General features: G+C 61.6%; 24 protein-coding genes and 2 riboswitches. Of the genes, 17 read left to right on the top strand and 7 right to left on the bottom strand.

Annotated features, from left to right (window positions below):
- Position 1: 1 nt before the first annotated feature.
- Entirely contained in the window at positions 2-739 is a 738-nt protein-coding gene (locus tag U1A24_RS11185; protein ID WP_322322055.1) for a precorrin-2 C(20)-methyltransferase, read from the top strand.
- Positions 736-1,467 carry a precorrin-3B C(17)-methyltransferase gene (cobJ, locus tag U1A24_RS11180; RefSeq protein WP_322322054.1) on the top strand — a complete coding sequence of 244 codons (732 nt, stop codon included), beginning with the start codon at positions 736-738 and terminating at the stop codon, positions 1,465-1,467. The genes U1A24_RS11185 and cobJ overlap by 4 nt, the downstream gene beginning before the upstream one ends.
- Here cobJ and U1A24_RS11175 read toward each other — a convergent pair.
- Complete coding sequence (locus U1A24_RS11175) at positions 1,446-2,186, bottom strand: cobalt-precorrin-6A reductase (protein ID WP_322322053.1); 741 nt, start codon at positions 2,184-2,186, stop codon at positions 1,446-1,448. The two genes, cobJ and U1A24_RS11175, sit on opposite strands and share 22 nt — an antisense overlap.
- Here U1A24_RS11175 and cbiE point away from each other — a divergent pair.
- From cbiE to cobF, 7 genes are all read left to right on the top strand, one after another.
- Positions 2,185-3,363 carry a precorrin-6y C5,15-methyltransferase (decarboxylating) subunit CbiE gene (cbiE, locus tag U1A24_RS11170; RefSeq protein ID WP_322322052.1) on the top strand — a complete coding sequence of 393 codons (1,179 nt, stop codon included), beginning with the start codon at positions 2,185-2,187 and terminating at the stop codon, positions 3,361-3,363. The two genes, U1A24_RS11175 and cbiE, sit on opposite strands and share 2 nt — an antisense overlap.
- The gene (locus tag U1A24_RS11165) at positions 3,360-3,725 is read left to right on the top strand and encodes a cobalamin biosynthesis protein (protein WP_322322051.1); all 366 of its coding nucleotides are present in this window, start codon (positions 3,360-3,362) and stop codon (positions 3,723-3,725) included. Before cbiE ends, U1A24_RS11165 begins: the two co-directional genes overlap by 4 nt.
- On the top strand, positions 3,722-4,504 hold the full coding sequence (gene cobM, locus U1A24_RS11160) for a precorrin-4 C(11)-methyltransferase (protein WP_322322050.1): 783 nt from the start codon (positions 3,722-3,724) through the stop codon (positions 4,502-4,504). The genes U1A24_RS11165 and cobM overlap by 4 nt, the downstream gene beginning before the upstream one ends.
- Complete coding sequence (locus U1A24_RS11155; RefSeq protein ID WP_322322049.1) at positions 4,501-5,823, top strand: cobyrinate a,c-diamide synthase; 1,323 nt, start codon at positions 4,501-4,503, stop codon at positions 5,821-5,823. Before cobM ends, U1A24_RS11155 begins: the two co-directional genes overlap by 4 nt.
- Positions 5,820-6,542, top strand: a complete 723-nt coding sequence (cobA, locus tag U1A24_RS11150; RefSeq protein ID WP_322322048.1) for a uroporphyrinogen-III C-methyltransferase — start codon at positions 5,820-5,822, stop codon at positions 6,540-6,542. The genes U1A24_RS11155 and cobA overlap by 4 nt, the downstream gene beginning before the upstream one ends.
- A 111-nt stretch (positions 6,543-6,653) precedes the next feature.
- Positions 6,654-6,869, top strand: a riboswitch (cobalamin riboswitch).
- A gap of 30 nt (positions 6,870-6,899) precedes the next feature.
- Entirely contained in the window at positions 6,900-7,568 is a 669-nt protein-coding gene (locus U1A24_RS11145) for an energy-coupling factor ABC transporter permease (RefSeq protein ID WP_322322047.1), read from the top strand.
- Between the two features lie 92 nt (positions 7,569-7,660).
- The gene (cobF, locus tag U1A24_RS11140) at positions 7,661-8,395 is read left to right on the top strand and encodes a precorrin-6A synthase (deacetylating) (protein WP_322322046.1); all 735 of its coding nucleotides are present in this window, start codon (positions 7,661-7,663) and stop codon (positions 8,393-8,395) included.
- 109 nt (positions 8,396-8,504) lie between these two features.
- Here cobF and U1A24_RS11135 read toward each other — a convergent pair whose 3' ends face one another.
- The 4 genes from U1A24_RS11135 to parE form a co-directional block, all read right to left on the bottom strand.
- On the bottom strand, positions 8,505-8,780 hold the full coding sequence (locus tag U1A24_RS11135) for a BrnA antitoxin family protein (RefSeq protein WP_322322045.1): 276 nt from the start codon (positions 8,778-8,780) through the stop codon (positions 8,505-8,507).
- On the bottom strand, positions 8,765-9,028 hold the full coding sequence (locus U1A24_RS11130; RefSeq protein WP_322322044.1) for a BrnT family toxin: 264 nt from the start codon (positions 9,026-9,028) through the stop codon (positions 8,765-8,767). The genes U1A24_RS11135 and U1A24_RS11130 overlap by 16 nt, the downstream gene beginning before the upstream one ends.
- A 110-nt stretch (positions 9,029-9,138) precedes the next feature.
- Complete coding sequence (locus U1A24_RS11125) at positions 9,139-9,768, bottom strand: hypothetical protein (RefSeq protein WP_322322043.1); 630 nt, start codon at positions 9,766-9,768, stop codon at positions 9,139-9,141.
- Positions 9,761-11,716 (bottom strand): DNA topoisomerase IV subunit B, encoded by a 1,956-nt coding sequence (gene parE / locus U1A24_RS11120; RefSeq protein ID WP_322322042.1) that lies wholly within the window; start codon positions 11,714-11,716, stop codon positions 9,761-9,763. The genes U1A24_RS11125 and parE overlap by 8 nt, the downstream gene beginning before the upstream one ends.
- 129 nt (positions 11,717-11,845) lie before the next feature.
- Between parE and U1A24_RS11115 the strand changes: the two genes are divergently transcribed.
- The 3 genes from U1A24_RS11115 to U1A24_RS11105 all read left to right on the top strand — a co-directional run bounded on the left by U1A24_RS11115 (position 11,846) and on the right by U1A24_RS11105 (position 14,003).
- On the top strand, positions 11,846-12,742 hold the full coding sequence (locus tag U1A24_RS11115) for an NAD(P)-dependent oxidoreductase (RefSeq protein ID WP_322322041.1): 897 nt from the start codon (positions 11,846-11,848) through the stop codon (positions 12,740-12,742).
- A gap of 264 nt (positions 12,743-13,006) precedes the next feature.
- Positions 13,007-13,501, top strand: coding sequence for a hypothetical protein (locus U1A24_RS11110; RefSeq protein ID WP_322322040.1), 495 nt, complete (start codon positions 13,007-13,009; stop codon positions 13,499-13,501).
- A 10-nt stretch (positions 13,502-13,511) separates the two neighbouring features.
- The gene (locus U1A24_RS11105) at positions 13,512-14,003 is read left to right on the top strand and encodes a hypothetical protein (protein ID WP_322322039.1); all 492 of its coding nucleotides are present in this window, start codon (positions 13,512-13,514) and stop codon (positions 14,001-14,003) included.
- 6 nt (positions 14,004-14,009) lie between these two features.
- Here U1A24_RS11105 and map read toward each other — a convergent pair whose 3' ends face one another.
- Positions 14,010-14,756 (bottom strand): type I methionyl aminopeptidase, encoded by a 747-nt coding sequence (gene map / locus U1A24_RS11100; protein WP_322322038.1) that lies wholly within the window; start codon positions 14,754-14,756, stop codon positions 14,010-14,012.
- A 300-nt stretch (positions 14,757-15,056) separates the two neighbouring features.
- Positions 15,057-15,719 (bottom strand): glutathione S-transferase family protein, encoded by a 663-nt coding sequence (locus U1A24_RS11095; protein WP_322322037.1) that lies wholly within the window; start codon positions 15,717-15,719, stop codon positions 15,057-15,059.
- A 150-nt stretch (positions 15,720-15,869) separates the two neighbouring features.
- Here U1A24_RS11095 and U1A24_RS11090 point away from each other — a divergent pair, with 150 nt between their 5' ends.
- The 5 genes from U1A24_RS11090 (at position 15,870) to gcvH (ending at position 22,513) form a co-directional block, all read left to right on the top strand.
- The gene (locus U1A24_RS11090) at positions 15,870-17,645 is read left to right on the top strand and encodes a LuxR C-terminal-related transcriptional regulator (protein WP_322322036.1); all 1,776 of its coding nucleotides are present in this window, start codon (positions 15,870-15,872) and stop codon (positions 17,643-17,645) included.
- A 198-nt stretch (positions 17,646-17,843) separates the two neighbouring features.
- Positions 17,844-18,920: a polyphosphate kinase 2 gene (gene ppk2 / locus U1A24_RS11085; RefSeq protein WP_322322035.1), complete on the top strand. Its 1,077-nt coding sequence runs from the start codon at positions 17,844-17,846 to the stop codon at positions 18,918-18,920.
- A 419-nt stretch (positions 18,921-19,339) separates the two neighbouring features.
- Positions 19,340-20,689: an MATE family efflux transporter gene (locus U1A24_RS11080; protein ID WP_322322034.1), complete on the top strand. Its 1,350-nt coding sequence runs from the start codon at positions 19,340-19,342 to the stop codon at positions 20,687-20,689.
- 74 nt (positions 20,690-20,763) lie between these two features.
- A riboswitch (glycine riboswitch) is annotated at positions 20,764-20,856 on the top strand.
- A 163-nt stretch (positions 20,857-21,019) separates the two neighbouring features.
- Positions 21,020-22,144: a glycine cleavage system aminomethyltransferase GcvT gene (gene gcvT, locus U1A24_RS11075; protein ID WP_322322033.1), complete on the top strand. Its 1,125-nt coding sequence runs from the start codon at positions 21,020-21,022 to the stop codon at positions 22,142-22,144.
- A gap of 9 nt (positions 22,145-22,153) precedes the next feature.
- A complete protein-coding gene (gcvH, locus tag U1A24_RS11070; protein ID WP_322322032.1) occupies positions 22,154-22,513 on the top strand; it encodes a glycine cleavage system protein GcvH in 360 nt (119 codons plus the stop codon).
- The last annotated feature ends 9 nt before the right edge of the window (positions 22,514-22,522 follow it).

Here is a 22,522-nt window from a genome sequence, read left to right as displayed (position 1 = left end):
CATGGGCAAGATCATCTGCACGGGCCTTGGCCCCGGCGACCCCGATCTGATCTCGGTGAAATCTGATCGCTTGATCCGGGCGGCGGCACATGTCGCCTATTTCCGCAAGGCGGGGCGGGCAGGGCAGGCGCGGCAGATCGTGCAGGGGATGCTGGCGGCGGGTGTGACCGAATATGCGATGGAATATCCGGTGACGACGGAGATGCCGTTTGACAGCCCCGAATATAATAACGCGCTGGCGCAGTTTTATGATGATTGGGCCAACCGTTTGGCCTTGGTCGCGCAAACCGCCGATGTGATCGTGCTCTGCGAGGGCGACCCGTTCTTCTACGGCTCTTTCATGCATCTGCACACCCGTCTTGAGGGGCGTGCCGAGGTCGAGGTGATCCCCGGCATCACCGGCATGACAGGCTGCTGGAATGCGGTTGGCACGCCGTTCACGTGGGGCGATGATGTGCTGTCGGTGCTGATGGCGACGCTGCCTGAGGCCGATCTGATCTCCCATATGCAGCGCTCTGACGCGATGGTGATCATGAAAACCGGGCGCAACCTGCCGAAAGTTCGGGCCGCGTTGCAGGCCAGCGGGCGGCTGAGCGATGCTTGGCTGGTCGAGCGTGGCACCATGCCGACCCAACGCATCGCGCGGCTGGCGGATGTCGATGCTGCCGATTGCCCGTATTTCGCCATCGTGCTGGTGCATGGCCAAGGCCGTCGCCCGGAAATGGCGGGCATGGAATGAGCGGTTGGTTGGCAGTTGCGGGCCTTGGCCCCGGCGCTGAGAACATGGTGACCCCCGAAGTCCGCGCGGCTTTGGCTGAGGCCACCGATGTGATCGGCTATTTCCCCTACGTTGCCCGCATTGCGCCGCGCCCTGGTCTGAACTTGCACGGATCGGACAACCGGGTTGAGATTGACCGCGCCGACCATGCCCTGCGCCTTGCGTCCGAGGGCGCAAAGGTGGTGATCGTCTCGTCGGGTGATCCCGGCGTGTTTGCGATGGCCTCGGCATTGTTTGAGGCGTTGGAAAAGCACCCAGATCTGCACGGCTTGGATATTCGCATTCTGCCCGGCATCACCGCGATGCTCGCGGCCGCCGCCCATGCCGGCGCGCCGTTGGGCCATGATTTCTGCGCGATCAACCTCAGCGATAACCTGAAACCTTGGCCGCTGGTGGAACACCGCCTGCGCCTTGCCGCCCAAGCCGATTTCGCGATGGGCTTCTACAACCCACGTTCCGCCAGCCGTCCGCACCAATTCGCCCGTGCGCTGGAGATATTGCTGGAAGAATGTGGCCCGGATCGCCTGATCACCTTCGCCCGCGCTGTCAGCACCCCAGAGGAACGCATCCAGACCGTCACCCTCGGTGAAGCCACCCCCGAGATGGCCGACATGCGCACCATCGTGATCGTCGGCAACTCCGCCACCCGCCGGGTTGGCCGCTTTGTCTACACCCCGCGCTCCGCATGAGACAGCCATGCCATCACTTCTGGGATCGTGGCCACCACCTCGCGCTTAGGCAGAGCGGGGCGGTCGATCAGGATCACCGGAAGACCCAAGGCGCGGGCGGCGATCAACTTGGCCTCGGCCCCAGCGCCACCGGCGTTCTTGGCGACGATATGGCTGATGTTGTGGTGCAACATCAAAGCCTTGTCGCCCTCTGCCTCAAACGGTCCCCGCGCCAGCACAATCGTGCAATCGGGCAAGGGTTGGCCTTCGGGCGCATCGACCAAGCGCAACAGATAATGGTGCGGCTTGGCCGCGAAGCCCGCCAAATTCTGCTTGCCGATCGCGAGAAACACCCGTGCGGGGGTGTCTGGCAGGGCCGCAACAGCGGCTTCCATATTCCCAACATGCACCCAATGGTCGCCCTCCGCCGCCACCCAAGGCGCGCGCTCCAGACCAATCAGCGGCACCCCGGCCAAGCGGCAAGCCTCAATCGCATTGCGGCTCATCTGGGCCGCGAAGGGATGGGTGGCATCGACCACAGCGCCAATCTTTTCGCCGCGCAGATAGTCCACCAGCCCCGCCACGCCACCAAAGCCGCCGACCCGCATCGGCAGCGGTTGCGCCACTGGGTTATCGGTGCGCCCGGCGTAAGAGAACACCGCATCCTTGCCTGCAGCTGCCAATGCCCGCGCCAAAAGACTGGCCTCGGTGGTGCCGCCCAGCAGAAGGATGCGAGTCATGGGTAAGCCTTGGGTTGCGATCATCGGTCTGGGTGAAGATGGCTTGGCTGGCCTGTCAGATGCAAGCCGTGAAGCTTTGGACCGTGCCGAAATCATCTTCGGCGGCCCGCGCCATCTCGCCTTGGTGGGGGCAGGCGACAAGGGGCGCGCTTGGCCCGTGCCGTTTTCGGTGGCTCCTGTGCTGGCGTGCAAAGGCCAAAACGTCGCGATCCTTGCCTCGGGCGACCCGTTCTGGTTTGGCGCGGGCAGCAGCCTGACAGCGCATCTGCAACGCGACGAATGGCAGGCCTATCCCGCGCCTTCCAGCTTTCAGCTTGCCGCAGCCCAGCTCGGCTGGCGAATGGAGGATATCATCTGCCACGGCTTGCACGCCGCCCCGTTTGCCCGCCTGCGGCCCGTGCTGACCAAAGGCGCGCGGGCGATTTGCCTGCTGCGCGACGGCGACGCCCCGCAAGCCCTTGCCGCTTGGCTGACCGATCAAGGCTTCGCCGCCAATCTGACTGTTTTGGAGTGCCTCGGCGGCCCAAACCAACGCATCCGCCAGACCACCACTGGCGCCTTCGCGCTGACCGGCATCAAAGCCCCCGTCGCGGTGGCGTTTGAGATCACCGCAGGCAAGGGCCTCCCCCGTGCCTCAGGCCTCGACGACGCCCTGTTCGCAAATGACGGCCAGATCACCAAACGCCCAGTGCGCGCGCTGACCCTCTCGGCGCTTGCCCCGCGCGCTGGCGAAGTGCTGTGGGATATCGGCGCAGGTTCGGGTTCAATCTCGGTCGAATGGTGCCTTGCCGGGGGCCGTGCTTTGGCGTTTGAACTCCGCCCCGACCGCGCCGTAAACATCCGCACCAATGCCGCCAGTTTCGGCATCGACCACCGCCTGACCTGCATCGAAGGCTCTGCTGCTGAGAGCCTTGTCGGCCACCCCCTGCCTGATGCCGTGTTCATCGGCGGCGGCGGCAATGCGGCGCTTTATGATCAGCTTTGGCAAATCCTGCCCGCAGGCAGCCGCATCGTCGCCAATGGCGTGACTTTGGAAACCGAAAGCCTGCTGGCCGCGCAACACGCCCAACGCGGCGGCTCGCTTCTGCGCATTGATCTCGCGCAAGCCGCCCCCCTAGGCCGGATGCGCGGCTGGGATGCCGCCCGCCCCGTCGTGCAGTGGAGCGTCATCCGATGATCGTTGCAGGCTTGGGCTTTCGCAAAGATGCCGGGATTGAAAGCCTCCGCGACGCCCTGCGCGCGGCTGGGGGCGACAATGCCCATGCCCTTGCCACCGCCGAGGACAAGGCAGCTGCCGCTGTCATTCAGGCCCTTGCCGCTGAACTGGCCTTGCCGTTGCACGCCATCCCCGTGGAAAGCCTGCGCAATCAACCCACTCTGACCCAATCCGCCCGCGTTCAAGCGCGCTACGGCACAGGCAGCCTTGCTGAAGCCGCAGCTCTCGCCGCCGCTGGCCCCGGCGCACGGCTGCTAGGCCCGCGCGTCACATCCCAAGACGGCCGCGCCACCGCAGCCCTTGCCGAAAGAAGCTCCTCATGACCGTCCATTTCATCGGCGCAGGCCCCGGCGCCCCCGATCTGATCACCCTGCGGGGGCGCGATCTGATCGCCGCCTCTCCGGTCTGCCTGTATGCCGGATCGCTGGTGCCGCAAGCACTGCTGGCACATTGCCCCCCCGGCGCGAAGATCATCAACACCGCCCCCTTGTCTCTGGATGAGATCATCGCTGAACTCGCCACCGCCCATGCCGCAGGCCAAGACGTCGCCCGGTTGCATTCCGGCGATCTGTCGGTGTGGTCGGCGATGGGCGAGCAACTCCGCCGCCTGCGCAGCTTAAACATCCCCTACGATGTCACCCCCGGCGTGCCGTCCTTCGCCGCCGCCGCTGCGGCCTTGGCGACCGAACTGACCCTACCGGGCCTGACGCAATCGGTAGTGCTGACCCGCACCTCTGGCCGCGCAACCGCGATGCCGGAAGCCGAAAACCTGCCCGCCTTCGCCGCCACCGGTGCCACCCTTGCCATCCACCTTTCGGTGCATGTGCTTGAAAAGGTTGTCGCAGACCTCACCCCCCACTACGGCCCAGATTGCCCGGTCGCTGTGGTCTGGCGCGCCACCTGGCCGGATGAGCGTATCGTCCGCGCCACGCTTGCCACCCTGCAAACCGCCATCGGTGCGGAAATGGAGCGCACGGCGCTGATCCTTGTTGGCCCCGCTCTGGCTGGCGAAGGCTTCGAGGAAAGCCGCCTTTATGCAGGCGACTACGACCGCCGCTTCCGCCCGGTTGGCACCGAACCCCGCTTCCCGGACGCCAAATGACTCCCCCCGGATTGCTCATATCAGCCCCAGCATCGGGCACCGGCAAGACCACGCTGATGCTGGGCCTGCTCGCCGCCTTCCGCGCACAAGGCCTGAAGGTGCAGCCGTTCAAATCCGGTCCTGACTATATCGACCCTGCTTTTCACGCTGCGGCCTCTGGCCGTGCCTCGGTCAATCTTGACAGCTGGGCGATGACCCCCGCGCGGATCGCGGGCCTCGCCTCGGTCGCGCAGGATGCCGATCTGATCTTGGCCGAAGGCTCGATGGGCCTGTTCGATGGCGTCGCCAAACCGGGAGAATTCGGCTCTGGGGCCAGCGCCGATATCGCGGTGATGATGGGCTGGCCAGTCATCTTGGTGCTGGATGTCTCGGGCCAAGCCCAATCCGCCGCCGCGGTCGCCAAGGGCTTCCAGCTGCTGCGCCCCGAGATGCCCTTTGCTGGGGTCGTGCTGAACCGCGTCGCCTCGCCGCGCCACGAAGCGCTGGTGCGCGCGGGGATGGAGGCCGCAGGCATACCGGTGCTGGGCGCGCTGCCGCGCCGTGCCTCAATCGAACTGCCCGAACGCCATTTGGGCCTTGTGCAAGCCGAGGAACAGCCGCATCTGCAGGCCCTGCTGACCGAAGCCGGGGCGTTTATTGCCGAGCATCTGAACCTCGACACCCTGCGCGCTGCCGCCCGTGGCCATTTGCCGCCTGCCCAACCGCTGAAAATTATCCCCCCAGCAGGCCGCATCGCCTTGGCCCGCGATGCCGCGTTTTCCTTCGTCTATCCGCATCTTCTGGCCGGGTGGCGCGCGGCGGGGGCCACGATCCTGCCGTTCTCGCCGTTGGCTGACGAAGCCCCGGATCCGACAGCCGAGACCTGCTGGCTGCCCGGCGGCTACCCTGAACTGCATGCCGGAAAACTCGCCGCCAACGCACATTTCCGCCAATCATTGCAGCGCTTTGCCGAAACCAAACCTGTGCACGGCGAATGCGGTGGCTATATGGCGATGGGCGCGGGGCTGGTGGATGCACAGGGCCAGCGACACCAGATGGCAGGGCTGCTGGGGCTAGAGACCAGCTTTGCCAAGCGCCGGATGCATCTGGGCTACCGGCTGGCCGAAACCCATGCGCCGCTGGCGGGCCATCCGGCCAATACCCGGCTGCGCGGCCATGAGTTTCACTATGCCACAATCCTTGCCCAGCCCGACGCAGCCCTTGCGCGTGTCACCGATGCGACCGATACCATAGTGCCTGAAACCGGCTCGCTCCGCATTCATGCGGGTGGTGGGCAATCTTCGGGCACGTTCTTCCATTTGATCGCAGAGGCGACATGACTGGCTTTGTTTCCTTCGTATCCTCCGGCCCCGGCGACCCCGATCTGCTGACGGTCAAGGCCGTGCAACGGTTGGCCGCCGCCGAAGTCGTGCTGTTTGATGATCTGTCCTCTGGCCCGATCCTTGGCCATGCCGTCCAAGCCGATCTGATCGCGGTGGGCAAAAGGGCAGGGCGACCCTCGCCGAAACAAGATCACGTCAGCCGCCTGCTGGTCGATCACGCTTTGGCGGGCCAGCGGGTTGTGCGGTTGAAATCCGGCGATTGTGGTATGTTCGGGCGGCTGGAAGAGGAAATTGTCGCCCTGCAAGCCGCTGGCATTGCTTACGAAATCATCCCCGGTGTCACTTCGGCCTCTGCCGCCGCTGCCGCCGCTGGCATCCCGCTGACCCGCCGCCTGACCGCGCGCCGTGTGCAATTCATCACCGGGGCGGATGTCACCGGAAGCCTGCCGGAAAGCACCAATATGGCCGCCCTCGCCGACCCGCAGGCGACCACCGTGGTCTACATGGGCCGCCGCACCTTTGCGGGGCTCGCCGCCCGGCTGATCGCCCATGGCTTGCCTGCCGAGACGCCTGCGCTGCTGGCCGAGGCGGTCTCAACGCCAGACCAGAAGATCACCCGCCACACCATCGCCAGCCTCGCCACCCATCTGCAAACTGCAACCAGCCCGCATCCGGCGCTGATCTTCTACGGCCCGCTGGCTGAGTTTTCGGCCTGACGCGACGGGCGGGCAACGCCAGCCCGCCATACGCCTGCACGCAATTCCGCAATAAATGTCGCCCGCCGCGCCCAAACGGCGTTTCCTGCCTTGCTCTGGCATAGCACTGGTTCGATAGTGCGGTGGCACGGTGTCCGATCAGCGCAAAGCGCCCGGGCTTAATCGGGAATGGGGAAGGGTGGACCCAATCGGCACCCCAGCCTCAACCGCCCCCGCGACTGTAAGCGGCGAGCGGCCTTTCATCTGCCACTGACCGTAACGGTTGGGAAGGCGAAGGGCAGCGTCGACCCGCGAGTCAGGAAACCGGCCGTGCCGCGCAATGTTAACCCCGTCGGGTGTGACGGAATGGAGACGTAAATGCATATCGAACCGGGCCTCGTATCCGAGGCAAAATTGGTGCTGTCCTACGCTACGGCTGCGGCCTCAGCCGCCTATGCGGGCAAACTCGCCCTAGATGATATCAAGACAAACGGCCTGCCCGCGCTGGCCGCGCGCACTGGCATCGCGGCTGTCGCGGTGTTTCTGTTCTTTGAGGTGCTGCCGCATTTTCCGGTCGGTGTCTCCGAGGTTCACCTGATCCTTGGGTCAACCCTGTTTCTGATCCTTGGCGCAGCACCTGCGGCTTTGGGGCTGATGTTGGGCCTGTTGACGCAAGGCCTGTTCTTCGCGCCGCAAGACGTGCCGCAATATGGCATGAACGTCACCACCCTGCTGGTGCCGCTGTTCGGCCTGCAATTGCTGGCCACCAAGCTGATCCCGCCGAAAATGGCCTATGTTGATCTGAAATACAGCCAGGCTCTGGCGCTTTCCACCGCCTATCAGGGCGGCATTGTGGCATGGGTTGCGTTCTGGGCGATCTATGGTCAGGGTTTTGGCGCGGCCAATCTGGCATCGGTCGGCAGCTTTGGGCTGGCCTATATGCTGGTGCTTCTGGTCGAGCCTGTGGTTGACCTTGGTGTTCTGGCGCTGGCAAAACTGGGCCGCGCCTCCAGCCTGACCACGCCGCGCCTGCACGCTGGCGCATAATTTACTGACAGTCTAAAGAAAACAGCCCTCCGGGGCTGTTTTTTCGTGCCGCGATGCCGGATCCTCCGGCGACCCGCTTTGAAAGGCTCGCTATGTTCGACCTCACGCTCATTGGCATCGGCACGGGCAATCCCGACCATCTGACCCTGCAAGCCATCAAGGCGATCAACGCGGCCGATCTGATCCTGATTCCCCGCAAGGGCGCGGGCAAGGCCGATCTGGCCGAGCTTCGGTTGGCGATCTGTCGCGATGTGCTGACCAATCCTGTGACGCGCATTGTCGAGTTTGATCTGCCGGTCCGGGACGAAACCATCGCGGATTATAAAGCGCGGGTGGAGGATTGGCACGACCGGATCGCGGGTGTTTGGAAGGCTGCGATTGGGGAGTCAGCGCAGGTGGCGCTGTTGGTTTGGGGCGACCCGAGCCTGTATGATTCCACGCTCAGGATTGCGGCGCGGTTGGTCCCTGCGGATCGCGTGCATGTGGTGCCGGGGGTGACGTCTATTCATGCCCTCACCGCGGCGCATGGGGTGGCTTTGAATGAGATTGGCGAGCCATTCATCGTGACGACCGGAAGAAGGTTGCGGGAGGAGGGGTTTCCTTTGGGCGTCGATACGGCGGTGGTGATGCTGGATGGGGAGTGTTCGTTTCAGAGTATCGACCCGGCTGGGGTGCGTATCTGGTGGGGGGGCTATGTGGGGATGAAGGAAGAGATTATTGTGGAGGGCCCGCTGGCCGAGGTGGGGGCGCGGATTGTGAGCCTGCGGGAAAAGGCGCGGGCGGCGCATGGGTGGATTATGGATATTTATTTGCTGCGGCGGGGGTAGGTTTTGGGTGGTCCCAACTCGGGACCATTTTTGTTTTTTTATTTCAATGAGTTAATGGTGTGAATTTAAGGATTTGTTAACGTTTGACGTGGGGGCGACCCCGTGCCGCCTATAGTCCCAAGGCTTTGCGGAGCGCAGCATTGGCGCGGGTTTGCCAGCCTTTGCCCCCTTGTTTCAGGTTCGCCAGCACATCGGGGTCAAGGTAGAGCGTGACGCGCTGTTTTTTCTCTGCGTCGGCTAACGGCGGGCGACCGAGTTTTCCGTGGTGTTGCAGCACGGCGACGAGTTCGGGGAAGGCCCAGACGGGCTTGGCGCGGGCCGAGGTTTCGGCTGTCCATTCCGGGTTTTCTTCGTCTGGTTCAGACTCTCTCAGCGATTTTCCCATAGCACCTGTTCCCTTTTGTTGGCCTTTCGCAAACTGATCAGCCGCAAGTTTTCACCGCGCTGGGTGAAGGCAATAACGTAAAGCCGACCGTCGATAAGCCCCCTCGCTTGAAGTCGAACCTCACCATAGTCCTTTCGGTCGTCAATGCTGATCTCGGCCAAGTCGAGGTCAAGGCTTTCGACCATAGCAAAATCCAGCCCCCGAAGAAGCAGCGTCGCTTGGCGCTTTGGCTCGTCCCAATCCCACATTTATATGCATACATTAAGGGGAAATGCAAGGGTGAGGATAGGGGAGGGATGGTTAAGGAAGGGTGAAAAGAACCGCACAGCCGGAGTTATATCCACGCCTAGCACATGGGTTATTCGCCTGTGGGGGCAAAGATAATGACATCTCGCGATTCAAGAATAAGCATCTCTCCAGCCTCGGAATAGCCAGCCATCGCCACTCTAGATCGGTGTGGACTTGCAAGGAGATTGGCAATGTCGCTATTGCCTCTTAAAGATTCGGTTAGATCAACAAGTGTTTCCACCACCACATACGGGACACCCCGCAACGTCCCATTTAACTTTGGAATTTCAGTACAAAAAGTAGAATTTTTCTTAACTACAAACGCCCGACAAAGTCGATGAACACCATTATTATCACAAACAGATGTGTCCCTAAATATATAGTGAAACTCAATTTCGAAAGCTTCATCTGCTGCTATTGCACCCGAAAGCGATGTGCAGGTTTTCGTGAATATCTTGGCCTCGCTATCAGATAATATTGAAAATCGCTCCCCAGTGTTAATCCCCTCAATTTCGGCTGGAGCTATATGGTCGTCTGCCTTAATTTGTCCTGATGATAAAAGAAATGCAAAAAATCCAAATACCGCTATATAATTCTTTAAGGAAATCTTCGCATCTCTCCCAGTTTGATTGTTAAAAGGTAAAAGGCGACGTCTCACAATGTCAAACGCGGGTGTAAAATTTGTACCATTGCTAAACATCCAACTCTTCCACAAACCGCGCATTTTCCTGAATGTACTGGAAGCGCAATTCCGGCTTCTTGCCCATCAGGCGCTCCACCAGATCCCCGGTTTCGCCCGGTGCGTCTTCGTCAATCGTGACGCGGATCAGTTTGCGGGTGGCGGGGTTCATGGTGGTGTCTTTCAGGTCTTTGGCGTCCATCTCGCCCAAACCCTTGAAGCGCTGCACGTCGATTTTACCCTTGCCACCCAAGCCCTTGGCCAGCCAAAGCTCTTTCTCGGCATCGTCGGCGACATAGAGGCGGCGCGCGCCTTGGGTCAGGCGATAGAGCGGCGGGCAGGCGAGATAGAGGTGGCCTTTGTCGATCAGCGGGCGCATCTGGGTGAAAAAGAAGGTCATCAGCAAGCTGGCGATATGGGCGCCGTCAACGTCGGCGTCGGTCATGATGACGATTTTATCGTAGCGCAGGTCGTCAACTTTGAAGCGGCTGCCCATTTGCACGCCAAGCGCCTCGCAAATGTCGCGGATTTCGGAGTTGTCGTTGAGTTTCCCGGAAGCCGCGCCCAGCACGTTGAGGATTTTACCCTTTAGCGGCATGATGGCTTGGGTTTCACGATCGCGCGCGCCCTTGGCCGAGCCACCCGCCGAGTCACCCTCGACAATGAACAATTCGGTATTGTCGCGGGTTTTGCTGGAGCAATCGGTGAGTTTTCCCGGCAGGCGCAGTTTTTTGGTGGCGGTCTTGCGCTGGGTTTCTTTCTCTTGCTTGCGTTTCAGGCGTTCTTCGGCGCGCAGGATCAGGAAATCCATGATCGCGCCTGCGGATTTGGAATCCGACACCAGCCAGTTGTCAAAGTGATCGCGCACGGCGTTTTCAACGTAGCGGGTGGCTTCTTCGGTGGCCAAGCGGTCTTTGGTCTGGCCGACGAATTGCGGTTCGCGGATGAAAACCGAGATCAGCGCGCAGCCTCCGGCGAGCATATCGTCGCGGGTGATCAATTCGGCTTTGCGGTTTTTGGTGAGGTCGCCGTAGGCGCGGATGCCTTTCAGGATGGCGGACCAGAAGCCGAATTCATGGGTGCCGCCCTCGGGGGTGGGGACGGTGTTGCAATAAGATTGTAGGAAGCCGTCGCGCACAGGCGACCAGTTGATCGCCCATTCGACCGAGCCGGGGACCTGGAATTTCTCTTGGAATGAGACTTTCCCGGCGAAGGGGCGGTCGGCGTAGGTGGTTGTTTTCTCGAGCGTATCGGAGAGGTAATCGGCGAGGCCGCCGGGGAAGTGGAAGGTGGCCTCCATCGGGGTGTCGCCGTCGGGGATGGCGGATTTCCAGCGGATTTCGACGCCGGAAAACAGGTAGGCTTTCGAGCGGACCATGCGCAGCAGGCGCGAGGGGCGGAAGTGGTGTGAGCCGAAGATTTGCGGATCGGGGTGGAAGGTGAAGGCGGTGCCGCGGCGGTTGGGGGCGGCACCGATCTTCTGGATCGGGCCAAGCGGGGTGCCGCGTGAGAAGCTTTGCGCGTAGAGTTCCTTGTTGCGGGCGACCTCGACATAGAGGTGGTCCGACAGCGCGTTGACCACCGAGGAGCCGACGCCATGCAGGCCGCCGGAGGTCTCATAGGCTTTGCCGTTGAATTTTCCGCCGGAATGCAGGGTGCAGAGGATGACTTCCAGCGCGGATTTGTCGGGGAATTTCGGGTGCGGATCAATCGGGATACCGCGGCCATTGTCGCGCACGGTGAGCGCGCCGTCGGCGTGGAGTTCGACCTCGATGCGGTTGGCATGGCCTGCGACGGCTTCGTCCATCGCGTTGTCGATGATCTCGGCGGCGAGGTGGTGGTAGGCGCGTTCGTCAATGCCGCCGATATACATGCCGGGGCGGAGGCGGACGGCCTCGAGCGGCTCCAGCACCTCAATCGAAGAGGCGTCGTAGGTGTCGGGCGTGCCGGAGAGAAGGTCGTTGGCCATGCGTGCTCGATTCTTGTTATGCGGCTTTGGCGGGGATTATCACAGATCGGAGGGGAGGGGCGCAAGATGTGGGGGTGTTGCTGGATGACGATACGGGGGGTAGGCTGCAGAAAACCGAAGGAGACTGCGATGCGGGTGATGGTGACAGGCGGGTCAGGCAAGGCGGGGCGGCATGTGGTCGCGTATTTGGCGGCGGCGGGGCACAAGGTGTTGAACGTGGACCGGGTGGCGTTGCGGCATCCCGGTGTGGCGGACCTGAACGCGGATATTTGTGATTCAGGGCAGATGTTCAACGCGATGGCGGCGCATATGGATGGGGCTGAGTTGGACGCGGGGGCGGCGCCGAAGTTTGATGCGGTGGTGCATTTTGCGGCGGTGCCTGCGCTGATGTTGCAGGCCGAGAACGAGACTTACCGCGTCAATGTGATGGGCACTTATAATGTGCTGGAGGCGGCCTGCAAGCTGGGCATTCCGAAGGTGATCATTGCCAGTTCGGAGACGACCTATGGGGTTTGTTTTTCGAATGGGATTGTCGACCCCAAGGTTTTGCCGCTGGAGGAGGATTACGATATTGATCCGATGGACAGCTATGGCATGTCAAAGAAGGTCAACGAGGCCACGGCGCGGAGTTTTCAGCGGCGGTTCGGCAATGATATTTATGCGCTTCGGATTGGCAATGTGATCGAGCCGCAGGAGTATAAGACGCGGTTTCCGGGGTTTTTTGTCGATCCGGGACAGCGGCGGCGGATCACTTTCAGCTATATGGATGCGCGGGATCTGGGGCAGATTGTTGATCTGGCGCTGAAGAAGGACGGGTTGGGGTTTCAGGTGTTCAACGCCTGCAATGACACCAATTCGGTCTGTCAGAGCAATCAGGAATTGCTGGCGCGGTTCTTCCCGAAAGTGCCGTTGAGCCGCCCGGTGGGGGCGCAGGAAAGCTTGCTGTCGAACCGGAAGGTACGGGAGGTTCTCGGGTTCAAGGAGCAGCACAATTGGCGGAACTATGTGGATGATCCGACGGTGTGAGGGGCTCGTGTCCACGCGTGGACATGGGATAGATTACTTTGGGATCAATGGGTTGTGCGGGTGTGGTAAGGGGTTGTTAAGGATCAAACTAGCGACGCTTCCAGCGAAGGGTGATGTCTATGCGCCGTCGGCCGCGCGGGTTTGCCAATGTTCTGCATCGGGGCAAAATCTGCATGGCTGCGGTTTGCAATCTTGTGCCGTTTTGGCTAAGACGGCGACAGGAAACGGGTGCAGGGCGGCGTTTCAATTGGTGTGGAGTGCCTGATGAAAACCGGTGTCGCAGCCCTTCTGGCCAGCTTTGCAATAACGGCGGCTTCGCCGCTTTGGGCGGATTGCCAAGATGCGTTTGCCTTGCTGTTCCGCTGCGCTATTCCAGAGCGTGATGCGGTGATTGAGCTTTGCCGCGATGGCGGTAGTGGTGCGTTGCAGTATAGCTATTGGACCAGCGAGAAAACCGAATTGCAGTTTGTCAGTGCGACGGCCTACGGAGTGGTGCGAGAGAACGTTCAGGGGATCAATGGTGCGGCATATGGCATGGCGGCCTCGAATGGCGGCACGTTTTATGCGATTTATGTTGATGAAGCCCTGATGTTTTCGGAGCGCGCGCCCCGTGGCAGCCGCTCGTCCACGCCAGCGGTGGTGCAGGTTTATCCCAGTGAGACCGCGCTGAACGATCAGGCGAAAGATGGCTTTATCGCGCGCCGGGTGTGCTACCCGCCCAGCATTGATATCGACAACAATGCTTTTGGGCCGGGTTGAGGGGCGTCTGATGAACACTCAAGCTTACCGCTTTGTCATCGGCGCGCTGGCCTTTTGCGGCAGCAGCTTTGCGGCTTGGGCAAACTGCGTGCCGCCTTATGCCACCCTGTTCGCTTGTGACATTCTGGACAGCGATCAGCGGGTGGAGTTTTGCCAATCCGAACCGGACGCAAACGGGATTCCAGATCGCTACAGCTATAATTTCGCGGCAGGTGCGGCGATGTCAGAGTTGTATTTCATCTCGGATGACAACCGTTTTTCGACCAAATATTATCGCGGTGGCGATGCGTCGCGCGAGACTGTGGGTTTTGGATTGCCGCATGAGGGCTATGTCTATGCCTTCTACATCACCGGTGTTTTCGGCAGCTCGATCCAAGCCGCGCAACTGCATGTCTTCGACAGCCTCAAGGCGTTTGAAAGCGACAAGGGCGAACAAGAGATGCTGCGGCTGTATTGCGCGCCAGAGTCGGTCTTGGTGGATTGGACGTTTATCGGGCCGTGACGGGGGTCAGCCCGGCAGCGTCACGATGATCGGGCCGCGATGTGTGGCGACGACGGTGTGTTCGTACTGCACGACGGGGGCTGTGGGGTCGGCGTGAAGGGTCCAGCCGTCGCGGGCTTGGTTGGCGAAATGGCCGCCGCGTGACAGGAAGGGCTCGACGGTCAGCACGAGGCCGTTGTGGATGCGGCGGGTGTCGCGGTTAGGCCAGGTGGCGATTTCTTCGGGGTATTCGTGTAGGGCGCGGCCGACACCGTGGCTGGCGAGGTTGCGGATCAGGGTGTAGCCGCGTTTGCGTGCGAATTTTCCGATGGCATTGCCGATATTGGCCAGAGGTTTGTTGGCGCTGACTTCGGCGATGCCGATCTGCATGGCGCGTTTGCCGTCGCGGCACAACTGATCGACGGCGGGGGTGACTTGGCCGAGGCGGAAGCTGGCACCGGTATCGGCGTAGTAGCCGTTTTTGGAGGCCGAGACGTCGATGTTGACGAGATCCCCGGCGGCAAGGATGCGGGGGCCGGGGATGCCGTGGGCGATTTCCTCATTGACGCTGATGCAGGTGGTGCCGGGGAAGTCATAGCTGGCTTCGGGGGCGGAGATGGCGCCGGCTTGGTCGAGCAGCGCGCGGCCAATGTCATCGAGTTCGCGGGTGGTCATGCCCGGTTCCATCGCTTTGGCCATGGCGTGCATGGTGTTGGCGACGATGCGGCCGATGGTTTTCAGGCCGTCGAGCTCATCCTCGTGGGTGATGGTCATGGCGATGGGGTCCAAGATTGGGGGTGTTGGTGTGGGTTTAGCATTAGAGCGGGGGATTGTCCCGCTTGGTCATCAAGCGCTGTCTAAGCCCGGAATCAAGGCGCTTTAGCGCCGCCGGGCAGCGCCCGTCCGCCCCCTCGGGCGGGCGCTTTGTTGTGTCACCAGCAGAACTGCTGGGGGATTTGTTGAAGCATAAATTGCCTAGAACCGGCGTTGCAGCGCCAGCCCGGCGGACGGGCGCTGCCCTGTGGTGGGATTGGGCAAGTTTGGTGCGTGCAAGCACGCACCCTACCAGTTGGGCTACGCGGGTTCTGCTGCGCGGGCTTGCCACATGGTTTGGAACGCAGGGCGGGATTGGCAGCGCTCCAGCCAGGCTTTCACGGCGGGGAATTCGGCCAGCAATGTCGGGTGGCTTTGGGCGTAGCGGACGACCTCGGCCACGTTGATATCGGCGGCGGTGAAGCGGTCACCGACCAGCCAGTCATGGGCCGCCAGATGCGCAGCCAAGCGGGCGAGCGGGCGGCGGAGTTTCTCGGCATTCACCGCGATGCTGGCCTGGCCCTCGGGGGTTTTGTCGCCGCCATCGCCGATGATGTAGAGGATTTCTAGCGCCGGGGTCTCTACCGAGGTGGCGGCAAACAGCGACCATTGCTCCATCAGCGCGGATTCCGCATTGGATTGCGGGCCGAGCACACCGCCGTGGCAACGCGCGATATGCAGGGTGATCGCAAGGCTTTCGGTCAGCACCAATCCGTCTTCGGCATAGGCGGGGATCTGGCCCTGCGGGTTGACGGCGAGAAAGCTGGGCGTGGTGGTGTTCAGCGGCGCGTCGGCGGCGGTCGGGTCGGATTTCAACCGGTAGGCCTGAATCACCGGAACATGGGTGAAGGGCAGGCCAAGCTCGCCCAAAAGCCACAGGGGGCGCGAGGCGCGCGAGCGGTAGACACCGTAAAGCGTGATCATGGACTGGGCCTTTCGACAGCACGTTCGCAGCATATTTAGGCAATCTCGCGGGCGGCGGAAAGGGGGGCGCGGCGTGGTCTTGGAAAAATGGAAGTTTTGCGCTGGGTGCGACACTGCTGCGGCAGGATTTTACTTGCCGTAACGGCATCCATGCGCCACCACAGAGATATGCCAGAGCCGAAGTCCCCAGCTGACGCCGCGCAGACCCCTACGCGCGAACACAGAGCCGAGATTGTTGATCGGCTCTATGAAGTCGCGCTTGACCCGATCCGGCTGGAAGATCTGGTGGATGTCTGGGAAGGCCGGATTGCGCCGTTGCGCGCGGGGCCGGGGGATGATCCGGTGCAGCTGGAGGATCCCGAGATTGAAGCGCATATGGCGCGGGCCTCGGTGTTTCTGGATCGCTTTGAAGCGACGCGGGATGATGGCGGCTATCGCTCGGTTCTGGAGGATATTCCCCGCTCGGCGGCGTTCCTCAGCGATGGCGGGGCGGTGCTGGCGGGGCATAACCGGCCTGCGGCGGTGGCTTTTGGTTTGGGCGAGGGCGCGCGGCTGTCGGATCTGCCGTTTGAGATCGAAGATATCGAGTTGCTGCGGGGGGTGATTGCCAAGGTGGCGGCGGGCAAGGCCGAGAAGGTGATCACTCTGCGGATGCGTTCGACCAAGACCGGCAGCCCGGTGATCGTGCGGGTGGGGCCGGTGGAAAGCCCCGGACCGAAGCCGCTGGCGCTGGTGATGTCGACCGAACTGGTCTGGCCCGAGTGTTTTGAACATACGGTGCAAGAGGCGTTTGGCCTGACGGTGGCGGAGGTCGAGATCGTGCGGGGGATCACGCTGGGGCTGCCGGTGAAGGATATCGCCGAGGCGCGCGGGCGGTCTGCCGAGACGGTACGCACGCAGGTGCGCTCGATTCTGGCGAAGACCGAGACGCACAGCCAATCCGAGCTGGTGCGGGTGGTGCTGGGGCTGATGGATGTGGCCGTGCTGCCCTCGGAAGGCGCGGTGCATGTCGCCCATGTCGGCACGCTGGAAGCGTTGTCGTTCCAGCAGATGCGTGCCCCCGATGGGCGGCGGCTGGAGTGGATCGAGTTTGGCAACCCTTCGGGCGCACCTTGCGTTTATATGCATCTGGATTTCGGTCTGATCCGCTGGCCCGCCAGTGCCGAGCGTGCGGCGCGGCGGATGGGGATGCGGGTGATCGTGCCGGTGCGGGCGGGCTATGGCCGGACGGATTTGCATCCCAAGGGCGTCGGGCATCTGGAAGGGGTGACGGCGGATTATGTCGCGGTGCTGGAACATCTGGGGGTGCGCCGGGCGGCGGTGATTGCTTTGGGTGCGGATCTGCGCTTTGCCATGAGCCTGAGCCTTGAGCGGCCCGATCTGGTGACGGGTATTCTGGGCTGTGCCTGCCAGTTGCCGCTGCGCACCCCGGCGCAGTATGAGCGGATGGACAAGTGGCAGCGCTTCATTCTGGCCAATGCCCGTTATGCGCCGAAAATCCTGCCGTTTCTGGTGAAGGCGGGGTTTTCCTTGGCGCGGCGGTTGGGGAAGGAAAAGTTCTTCGCGCAGGTGAATGGTGGCTCGCCCGCCGATATGGCGGCCTTTGCGCATCCTGAAATCCGCGAGGCGATGCTGGCGGGATCAGAGGTCTGTCTGGGCGAGCGGATTCTGGCAGCCGAGGCTTTCACCCGCGAATGTATCGGATCCGAGAAAGACTGGTCGCATCTGGTCAAGCGGGTGCAAGCGCCGGTGGTGCTGTTGCAGGGCGATCAGGATCCGCAGACCCCGATGCAGACCATCCGCGAGCTGATGGCGGAATATAGCCATCTGGATATCCGCTTTGTGCCGAACACCGGGCAGTTGCTGTTCTTTGCCGAATGGCCACGGGTGTTCGAAGTATTGGAAAGATTTTTGCCAAGGCGGTGAGAATCTGCGCCTGTCTACCGCAATTTGGGTATGCGGTGCTGCGGTGGTGTCGGCTAAGGCAAGGCATGGTCAAAAGCACTTAGCTGGAACCTTTAAGAGCAAAGATTTTTCCTAGAAGAAAGGGCGGTGGCATCTGGGGTGCCGCCGCCTTTCTTGTTTGAACTTTCCAGAAAATTGCCGCTTGGCCGCGCTGTTTTGATGCGGATCAATGTGTCGCAGCTGCTTTCGATCTACCAAAGCGGGGTGGTTGATTGGGGGGAGTTGGCAATGGTTGCGGAGAATGCGGCGGCGGTGGACGCCATGACAAGCGCCGATCAGGCGGGGCAGGGGAAGCCTGTGACTGGGTCTGGAAATGGGCCAGTATCTGAGCCTGCGTCAGAGGCTGCGGATGAGGATCTGGTTGGGCCGCGCAAGTTTCCGGCGATTGATCCCGATGCGATCCGGCAGGCGTTTGAAACCGGGCATTATCCCTATGCCCGACAGATGGGGCGGCTTACCTATGAGGCTGAGAAAGCCAAGTTGCAGGCAGAACTGCTGAAGGTGCAGATCTGGGCGCAGGAAACCGGGCAGAAATTCGTCATTCTGATGGAAGGCCGGGATGCGGCGGGCAAAGGTGGCACCATCAAGCGGTTCATGGAGCATCTGAATCCGCGCTATGCCCGCACGGTGGCTTTGTCAAAGCCGTCGGATGCGGAAAAGGGCCAGTGGTTCTTTCAGCGCTACATCCAGCATCTGCCGACCACCGGTGAAATCGTGTTCTATGACCGGTCTTGGTATAACCGCGCCGGGGTCGAGCGGGTGATGGGGTTCTGCACCCCCTCGGAATACATGGAGTTCATGCGGCAGGCACCGGAGTTTGAACGGATGCTGGTGCGCTCGGGGATCCGGTTTTACAAATACTGGTTCTCGGTCACCCAAGCCGAGCAACTGGCGCGGTTCAAGGCGCGGGAAACCGACCCGTTGAAGATGTGGAAACTGTCCCCGATCGACAAGGCCAGTCTGGACAAATGGGACGATTACACCGAGGCCAAAGAGGCGATGTTTTTCTACACCGATACGGCGGATGCGCCTTGGGTGATTGTGAAATCCAACGACAAAAAGCGCGCGCGGTTGAACTGCATGCGGCATTTTCTGGCCAGCCTCGACTATCCCGGCAAGGATGCCGCAGTGATCGGCGCACCCGATCCGCTGATCGTCGGGCGGGCCAGTCAGGTGCTGAACGGGGCTGGGCATATTCTGGAAACCGCGCTGCATCCGGCGGTGCGTCGCGGCTGAGCTGATGGGAAAAGCCGGGGAAGGCTGGCGGCCTTTATTCGCGCGCCTACCGCAATTTGGGTATGCGGCGGGTTAATCGAGTCGGCTATCACAAGGCATATTCAGCAAGGCATAGCTGGAACCTTTCAAAGCAAAGATTTTTTCCTCGAAGAAAGGGCGGTGGCATCTGGGGTGCTACCGCCTTTCTTGTTTTGATCCCCCTTGCGCAAGTGGGCACCATGCAGCGGTTCGGCCATGCCATCGTCCAATACAGATGGCGGTTGCGCGCGGTGACGCACGATCTGTCTGCGCGGGATGGCGGGCGTTCTGGCTTGTGCCTTTGACGCTGCGGGTGCAAAGCTGCGGCCTTGTTTGGTCTGGGCATGGTCCAGAAACGTGACGCAAAGGGCTGCAGACGGGCGACTTTCTGCAAGGGATAGATGGCAGAACAAGCGGCAACGGGTCAGCAGGCGAAATTTGTCGAGGGCAATCTTTTTCGTCATATCACGGTGATGTCGCTGACCAATTCGGTCGGTCTGATGGCGATTTTCTCGGTTGATCTGATCAACATGGTCTACATTTCGTGGTTGGGTGATCCGGTCAAAACGGCGGCCGCGGGCTATGCCGGGGCGGTGATGTTTTTCACCACATCCTTTGCGATCGGCGTTGCGATTGCTGTTTCGGCCTTGGTGGCACGCGCGGTGGGGCAGGGCGATCTGGCGCGGGCGCGGGCGCGGGCGACAAGTGGTATGGTGCTGGGCGTGGGGTCGGGCACGGTCTTTGCCGGTTTGGTTTGGCTATTTTTGCCGCAGATCGGCGCGTTGCTGGGGGCCAGGGACGAGACACTGGCCCAGACCGTGATGTTTCTGCGCTGGTACACGCTGTCACAGCCTTTGCTGTTAATCTTGATCATTGGGGCGGCGATCCTGCGGGCACATGGCGATGCGCAGCGCTCGATGATGGTGACGGTTTGGGGCGCGGTGGCGCTGGCGGCAATGGACCCGGTGCTGATCCTTTGGGCAGATATGGGGCTGAAAGGCGCGGCGCTTGCGGGGGGAATCTCGCGGCTGGCGATGGCATTTTTTGCGGTGATGCCGATTATGCGTCATTACGGCGGCTTTGATCGGCTGCGTTGGGCTGATCTGCGACCAGATGTGCGGCCGCTGTTGGGGATTGCCGGGCCTGCGATCCTGACCCAGCTTGCCACTCCGGTTGGGCAGGCCAGCGTCACCCGTTTGGTGGCGGGCTATGGCGAGGCGGCGGTAGCGGGGATGGCCATTTCGGGTCGGCTGACTCCGGTGGCCTTTGGCGTGATCTTTGCCATGTCGGGTGCAATTGGCCCGATCATTGGGCAAAATCTGGGCGCGGGGCGGATCGATCGGGTGCGGGCGGCTTTCCGCGACTCGATCCTGTTTCTGGCGGTGGTGATTTTGGTGATGTCGGCGGTGCTGTTCGCCGTGCGTGCCCCGATTGCCACGCTGTTCCACGCCGAGGGGATGACCCGTGATCTGATCTATCTGTTCTGCGGCCCGCTGAGCCTGCTGTTCTTCTTCAACGGTTTGATCTTCATCGCCAATGCCACCTGCAACAACCTTGGTGCGGCCTATCAATCAACACTGGTGAACTGGGGGCGACACACGCTTGGTACCTTGCCGATTGCGCTTTGGCTCGGTGGGGTTTGGGGGCCGCAGGGGGTGCTGATCGGGCAGGCCTTGGGCGGGGTGATCTTTGGTATCCTCGGCGTCTGGCTGGCCTATCGGATGATTTTGGCCACGCCGTCGCGGATTTAGCGGTGTCGTAAAATCATCGCATACGGTCGCATTCTTTTCACTTGCAAGCCCCACAGCCTCTGGGCTAGCTAAAGGCATCAGGATCGGGAGAATCCAGCAGGAAACTTCTGGTGCCGAAGGAGCAACCGCCCCGGTAAACTCTCAGGCTCAAGGACCGTTCTGATAACAGACTCTGGAGAGTGGTGCGTCCGCATCCGCCGAAGGGATAACGATCTCAGGCGCCCAAGCCGGAAATTTCCGGCAGGGTAAAGACAGAGGGGGCATCGAGGGGTGGGGATTGGTCCGCCTGATCGGTGCCGGATTCCGTTTCCGGCAGTTATGGGGGCGGCTTTGGCCGAAGAATTGTTCAGATTGGGTCTGCATGATCTGCATGTCAGCTTGGGCGGCAAAATGGTGCCGTTTGCGGGCTACGAGATGCCGGTGCAATATCCCGCAGGCGTGATGAAAGAACATCTGCACACCCGCGCCGCGGCGGGGCTGTTTGATGTCAGCCACATGGGCCAAGTGATCTTGCGCCCTAAGGGCAGTTATGAAGCCTTGGCTTTGGCGTTCGAAGAGCTGATGCCGGTGGATGTGCTGGGCGTGGCCGAGGGTCGTCAGCGCTACGGGCTTTTCACCAATGAAACCGGGGGCATCCTTGACGATCTGATGTTTGCCAATCGCGGCGATCATATCTTCGTCGTGGTCAACGCCGCCTGCAAGACCGCCGATATCGCGCATATGCAGAAGTATCTCGCAGAAGATGCCGAGGTGATCCCGGTCACCGATCGCGGCCTTTTGGCGCTGCAAGGCCCACAGGCCGAGGCGGCTTTGGCGCGTCTGGCCCCCGAAGTTGCCGCGATGCGGTTTATGGATGTGGCGATCCTGCCGTGGCAGGGCGCGGATCTGTGGATTTCCCGCTCGGGCTATACCGGCGAGGATGGCTTTGAAATCTCAATCCCCGCTGCACACCTCCATGCCTTTGCCGAGGCGCTGTTGGCCCAGCCCGAAGTCATGCCTATCGGGCTTGGCGCGCGCGACAGCCTGCGGCTGGAGGCAGGCCTCTGCCTTTACGGTCATGACATCGACACCACCACCAGCCCGGTCGAGGCGGGGCTGACTTGGGCGATCCAGAAGGCCCGCCGTGCAGGTGGCTCGCGTGCGGGCGGCTTCCCCGGCGAGACGCGCATCCTGCAAGAACTGGCGGAAGGCCCCGAGCGCAAGCGTGTCGGTCTGCGCCCAGAAGGCCGTGCGCCGATGCGCGAGCATACCGATCTGTTCACCCCCGATGCCACGCCGCTCGGCCAAGTCACCTCGGGTGGCTTTGGGCCAAGCGTCAACGCGCCGATTGCGATGGGCTATGTTGCCACCGCCTTTACCAGCCCCGGCACTGCGCTGGAAGGCGAAGTGCGCGGCAAGCGCCTGCCCGTCACCGTCACAGATTTGCCTTTCCATCCAACCACCTACAAACGCTAAGGACGTCAGATGAAATATACCAAAGAACACGAATGGCTCCGCGTTGAGGGCGATCTGGTGGTGGTTGGCATCACCGAACATGCGGCCACTGCCTTGGGCGATGTGGTGTTTGTCGAGTTGCCCGAGCCGGAAACTGTCGTGGCCGAGGGTGATGAGGTTTGCGTGATCGAAAGCGTCAAGGCCGCGTCGGATATTCTGGCTCCGCTGGATGGTGAGATCGTCGAGGTCAACACCAAGCTTGTCGATAATCCGTCATTGGTGAACGAAGACCCAACCGGGGCGGCTTGGTTCTTCAAGATCAAGATCGACGATATGTCGGTGCTGGATGCCTTGATGGACGAAGATGAATACAACGATCTGATCGGCTGATCTGTCGTT

It is taken from the genome of Cypionkella sp. (assembly GCF_034376685.1).
Lineage (GTDB): Bacteria > Pseudomonadota > Alphaproteobacteria > Rhodobacterales > Rhodobacteraceae > Cypionkella.
This window is presented reverse-complemented; position numbering and strand designations above follow the sequence as displayed.

What these genes read in the sequence shown, in the direction of transcription:
- cobA (WP_322322048.1), top strand. Translation starts at nt 5,820, where the DNA reads ATGACTGGCTTTGTTTCCTTCGTATCCTCCGGCCCCGGCGACCCCGAT.
- cobF (WP_322322046.1), top strand. Translation starts at nt 7,661, where the DNA reads ATGTTCGACCTCACGCTCATTGGCATCGGCACGGGCAATCCCGACCAT.
- gcvH (WP_322322032.1), top strand. Translation starts at nt 22,154, where the DNA reads ATGAAATATACCAAAGAACACGAATGGCTCCGCGTTGAGGGCGATCTG.
- U1A24_RS11115 (WP_322322041.1), top strand. Translation starts at nt 11,846, where the DNA reads ATGCGGGTGATGGTGACAGGCGGGTCAGGCAAGGCGGGGCGGCATGTG.
- U1A24_RS11090 (WP_322322036.1), top strand. Translation starts at nt 15,870, where the DNA reads ATGCGCCACCACAGAGATATGCCAGAGCCGAAGTCCCCAGCTGACGCC.
- U1A24_RS11105 (WP_322322039.1), top strand. Translation starts at nt 13,512, where the DNA reads ATGAACACTCAAGCTTACCGCTTTGTCATCGGCGCGCTGGCCTTTTGC.
- U1A24_RS11185 (WP_322322055.1), top strand. Translation starts at nt 2, where the DNA reads ATGGGCAAGATCATCTGCACGGGCCTTGGCCCCGGCGACCCCGATCTG.
- U1A24_RS11145 (WP_322322047.1), top strand. Translation starts at nt 6,900, where the DNA reads ATGCATATCGAACCGGGCCTCGTATCCGAGGCAAAATTGGTGCTGTCC.
- U1A24_RS11125 (WP_322322043.1), bottom strand. Translation starts at nt 9,768, where the DNA reads ATGTTTAGCAATGGTACAAATTTTACACCCGCGTTTGACATTGTGAGA.
- U1A24_RS11095 (WP_322322037.1), bottom strand. Translation starts at nt 15,719, where the DNA reads ATGATCACGCTTTACGGTGTCTACCGCTCGCGCGCCTCGCGCCCCCTG.
- U1A24_RS11110 (WP_322322040.1), top strand. Translation starts at nt 13,007, where the DNA reads ATGAAAACCGGTGTCGCAGCCCTTCTGGCCAGCTTTGCAATAACGGCG.
- U1A24_RS11130 (WP_322322044.1), bottom strand. Translation starts at nt 9,028, where the DNA reads ATGTGGGATTGGGACGAGCCAAAGCGCCAAGCGACGCTGCTTCTTCGG.
- U1A24_RS11080 (WP_322322034.1), top strand. Translation starts at nt 19,340, where the DNA reads ATGGCAGAACAAGCGGCAACGGGTCAGCAGGCGAAATTTGTCGAGGGC.
- cbiE (WP_322322052.1), top strand. Translation starts at nt 2,185, where the DNA reads ATGGGTAAGCCTTGGGTTGCGATCATCGGTCTGGGTGAAGATGGCTTG.
- map (WP_322322038.1), bottom strand. Translation starts at nt 14,756, where the DNA reads ATGACCATCACCCACGAGGATGAGCTCGACGGCCTGAAAACCATCGGC.
- U1A24_RS11155 (WP_322322049.1), top strand. Translation starts at nt 4,501, where the DNA reads ATGACTCCCCCCGGATTGCTCATATCAGCCCCAGCATCGGGCACCGGC.
- cobM (WP_322322050.1), top strand. Translation starts at nt 3,722, where the DNA reads ATGACCGTCCATTTCATCGGCGCAGGCCCCGGCGCCCCCGATCTGATC.
- ppk2 (WP_322322035.1), top strand. Translation starts at nt 17,844, where the DNA reads ATGCGGATCAATGTGTCGCAGCTGCTTTCGATCTACCAAAGCGGGGTG.
- U1A24_RS11165 (WP_322322051.1), top strand. Translation starts at nt 3,360, where the DNA reads ATGATCGTTGCAGGCTTGGGCTTTCGCAAAGATGCCGGGATTGAAAGC.
- parE (WP_322322042.1), bottom strand. Translation starts at nt 11,716, where the DNA reads ATGGCCAACGACCTTCTCTCCGGCACGCCCGACACCTACGACGCCTCT.
- U1A24_RS11135 (WP_322322045.1), bottom strand. Translation starts at nt 8,780, where the DNA reads ATGGGAAAATCGCTGAGAGAGTCTGAACCAGACGAAGAAAACCCGGAA.
- cobJ (WP_322322054.1), top strand. Translation starts at nt 736, where the DNA reads ATGAGCGGTTGGTTGGCAGTTGCGGGCCTTGGCCCCGGCGCTGAGAAC.
- U1A24_RS11175 (WP_322322053.1), bottom strand. Translation starts at nt 2,186, where the DNA reads ATGACTCGCATCCTTCTGCTGGGCGGCACCACCGAGGCCAGTCTTTTG.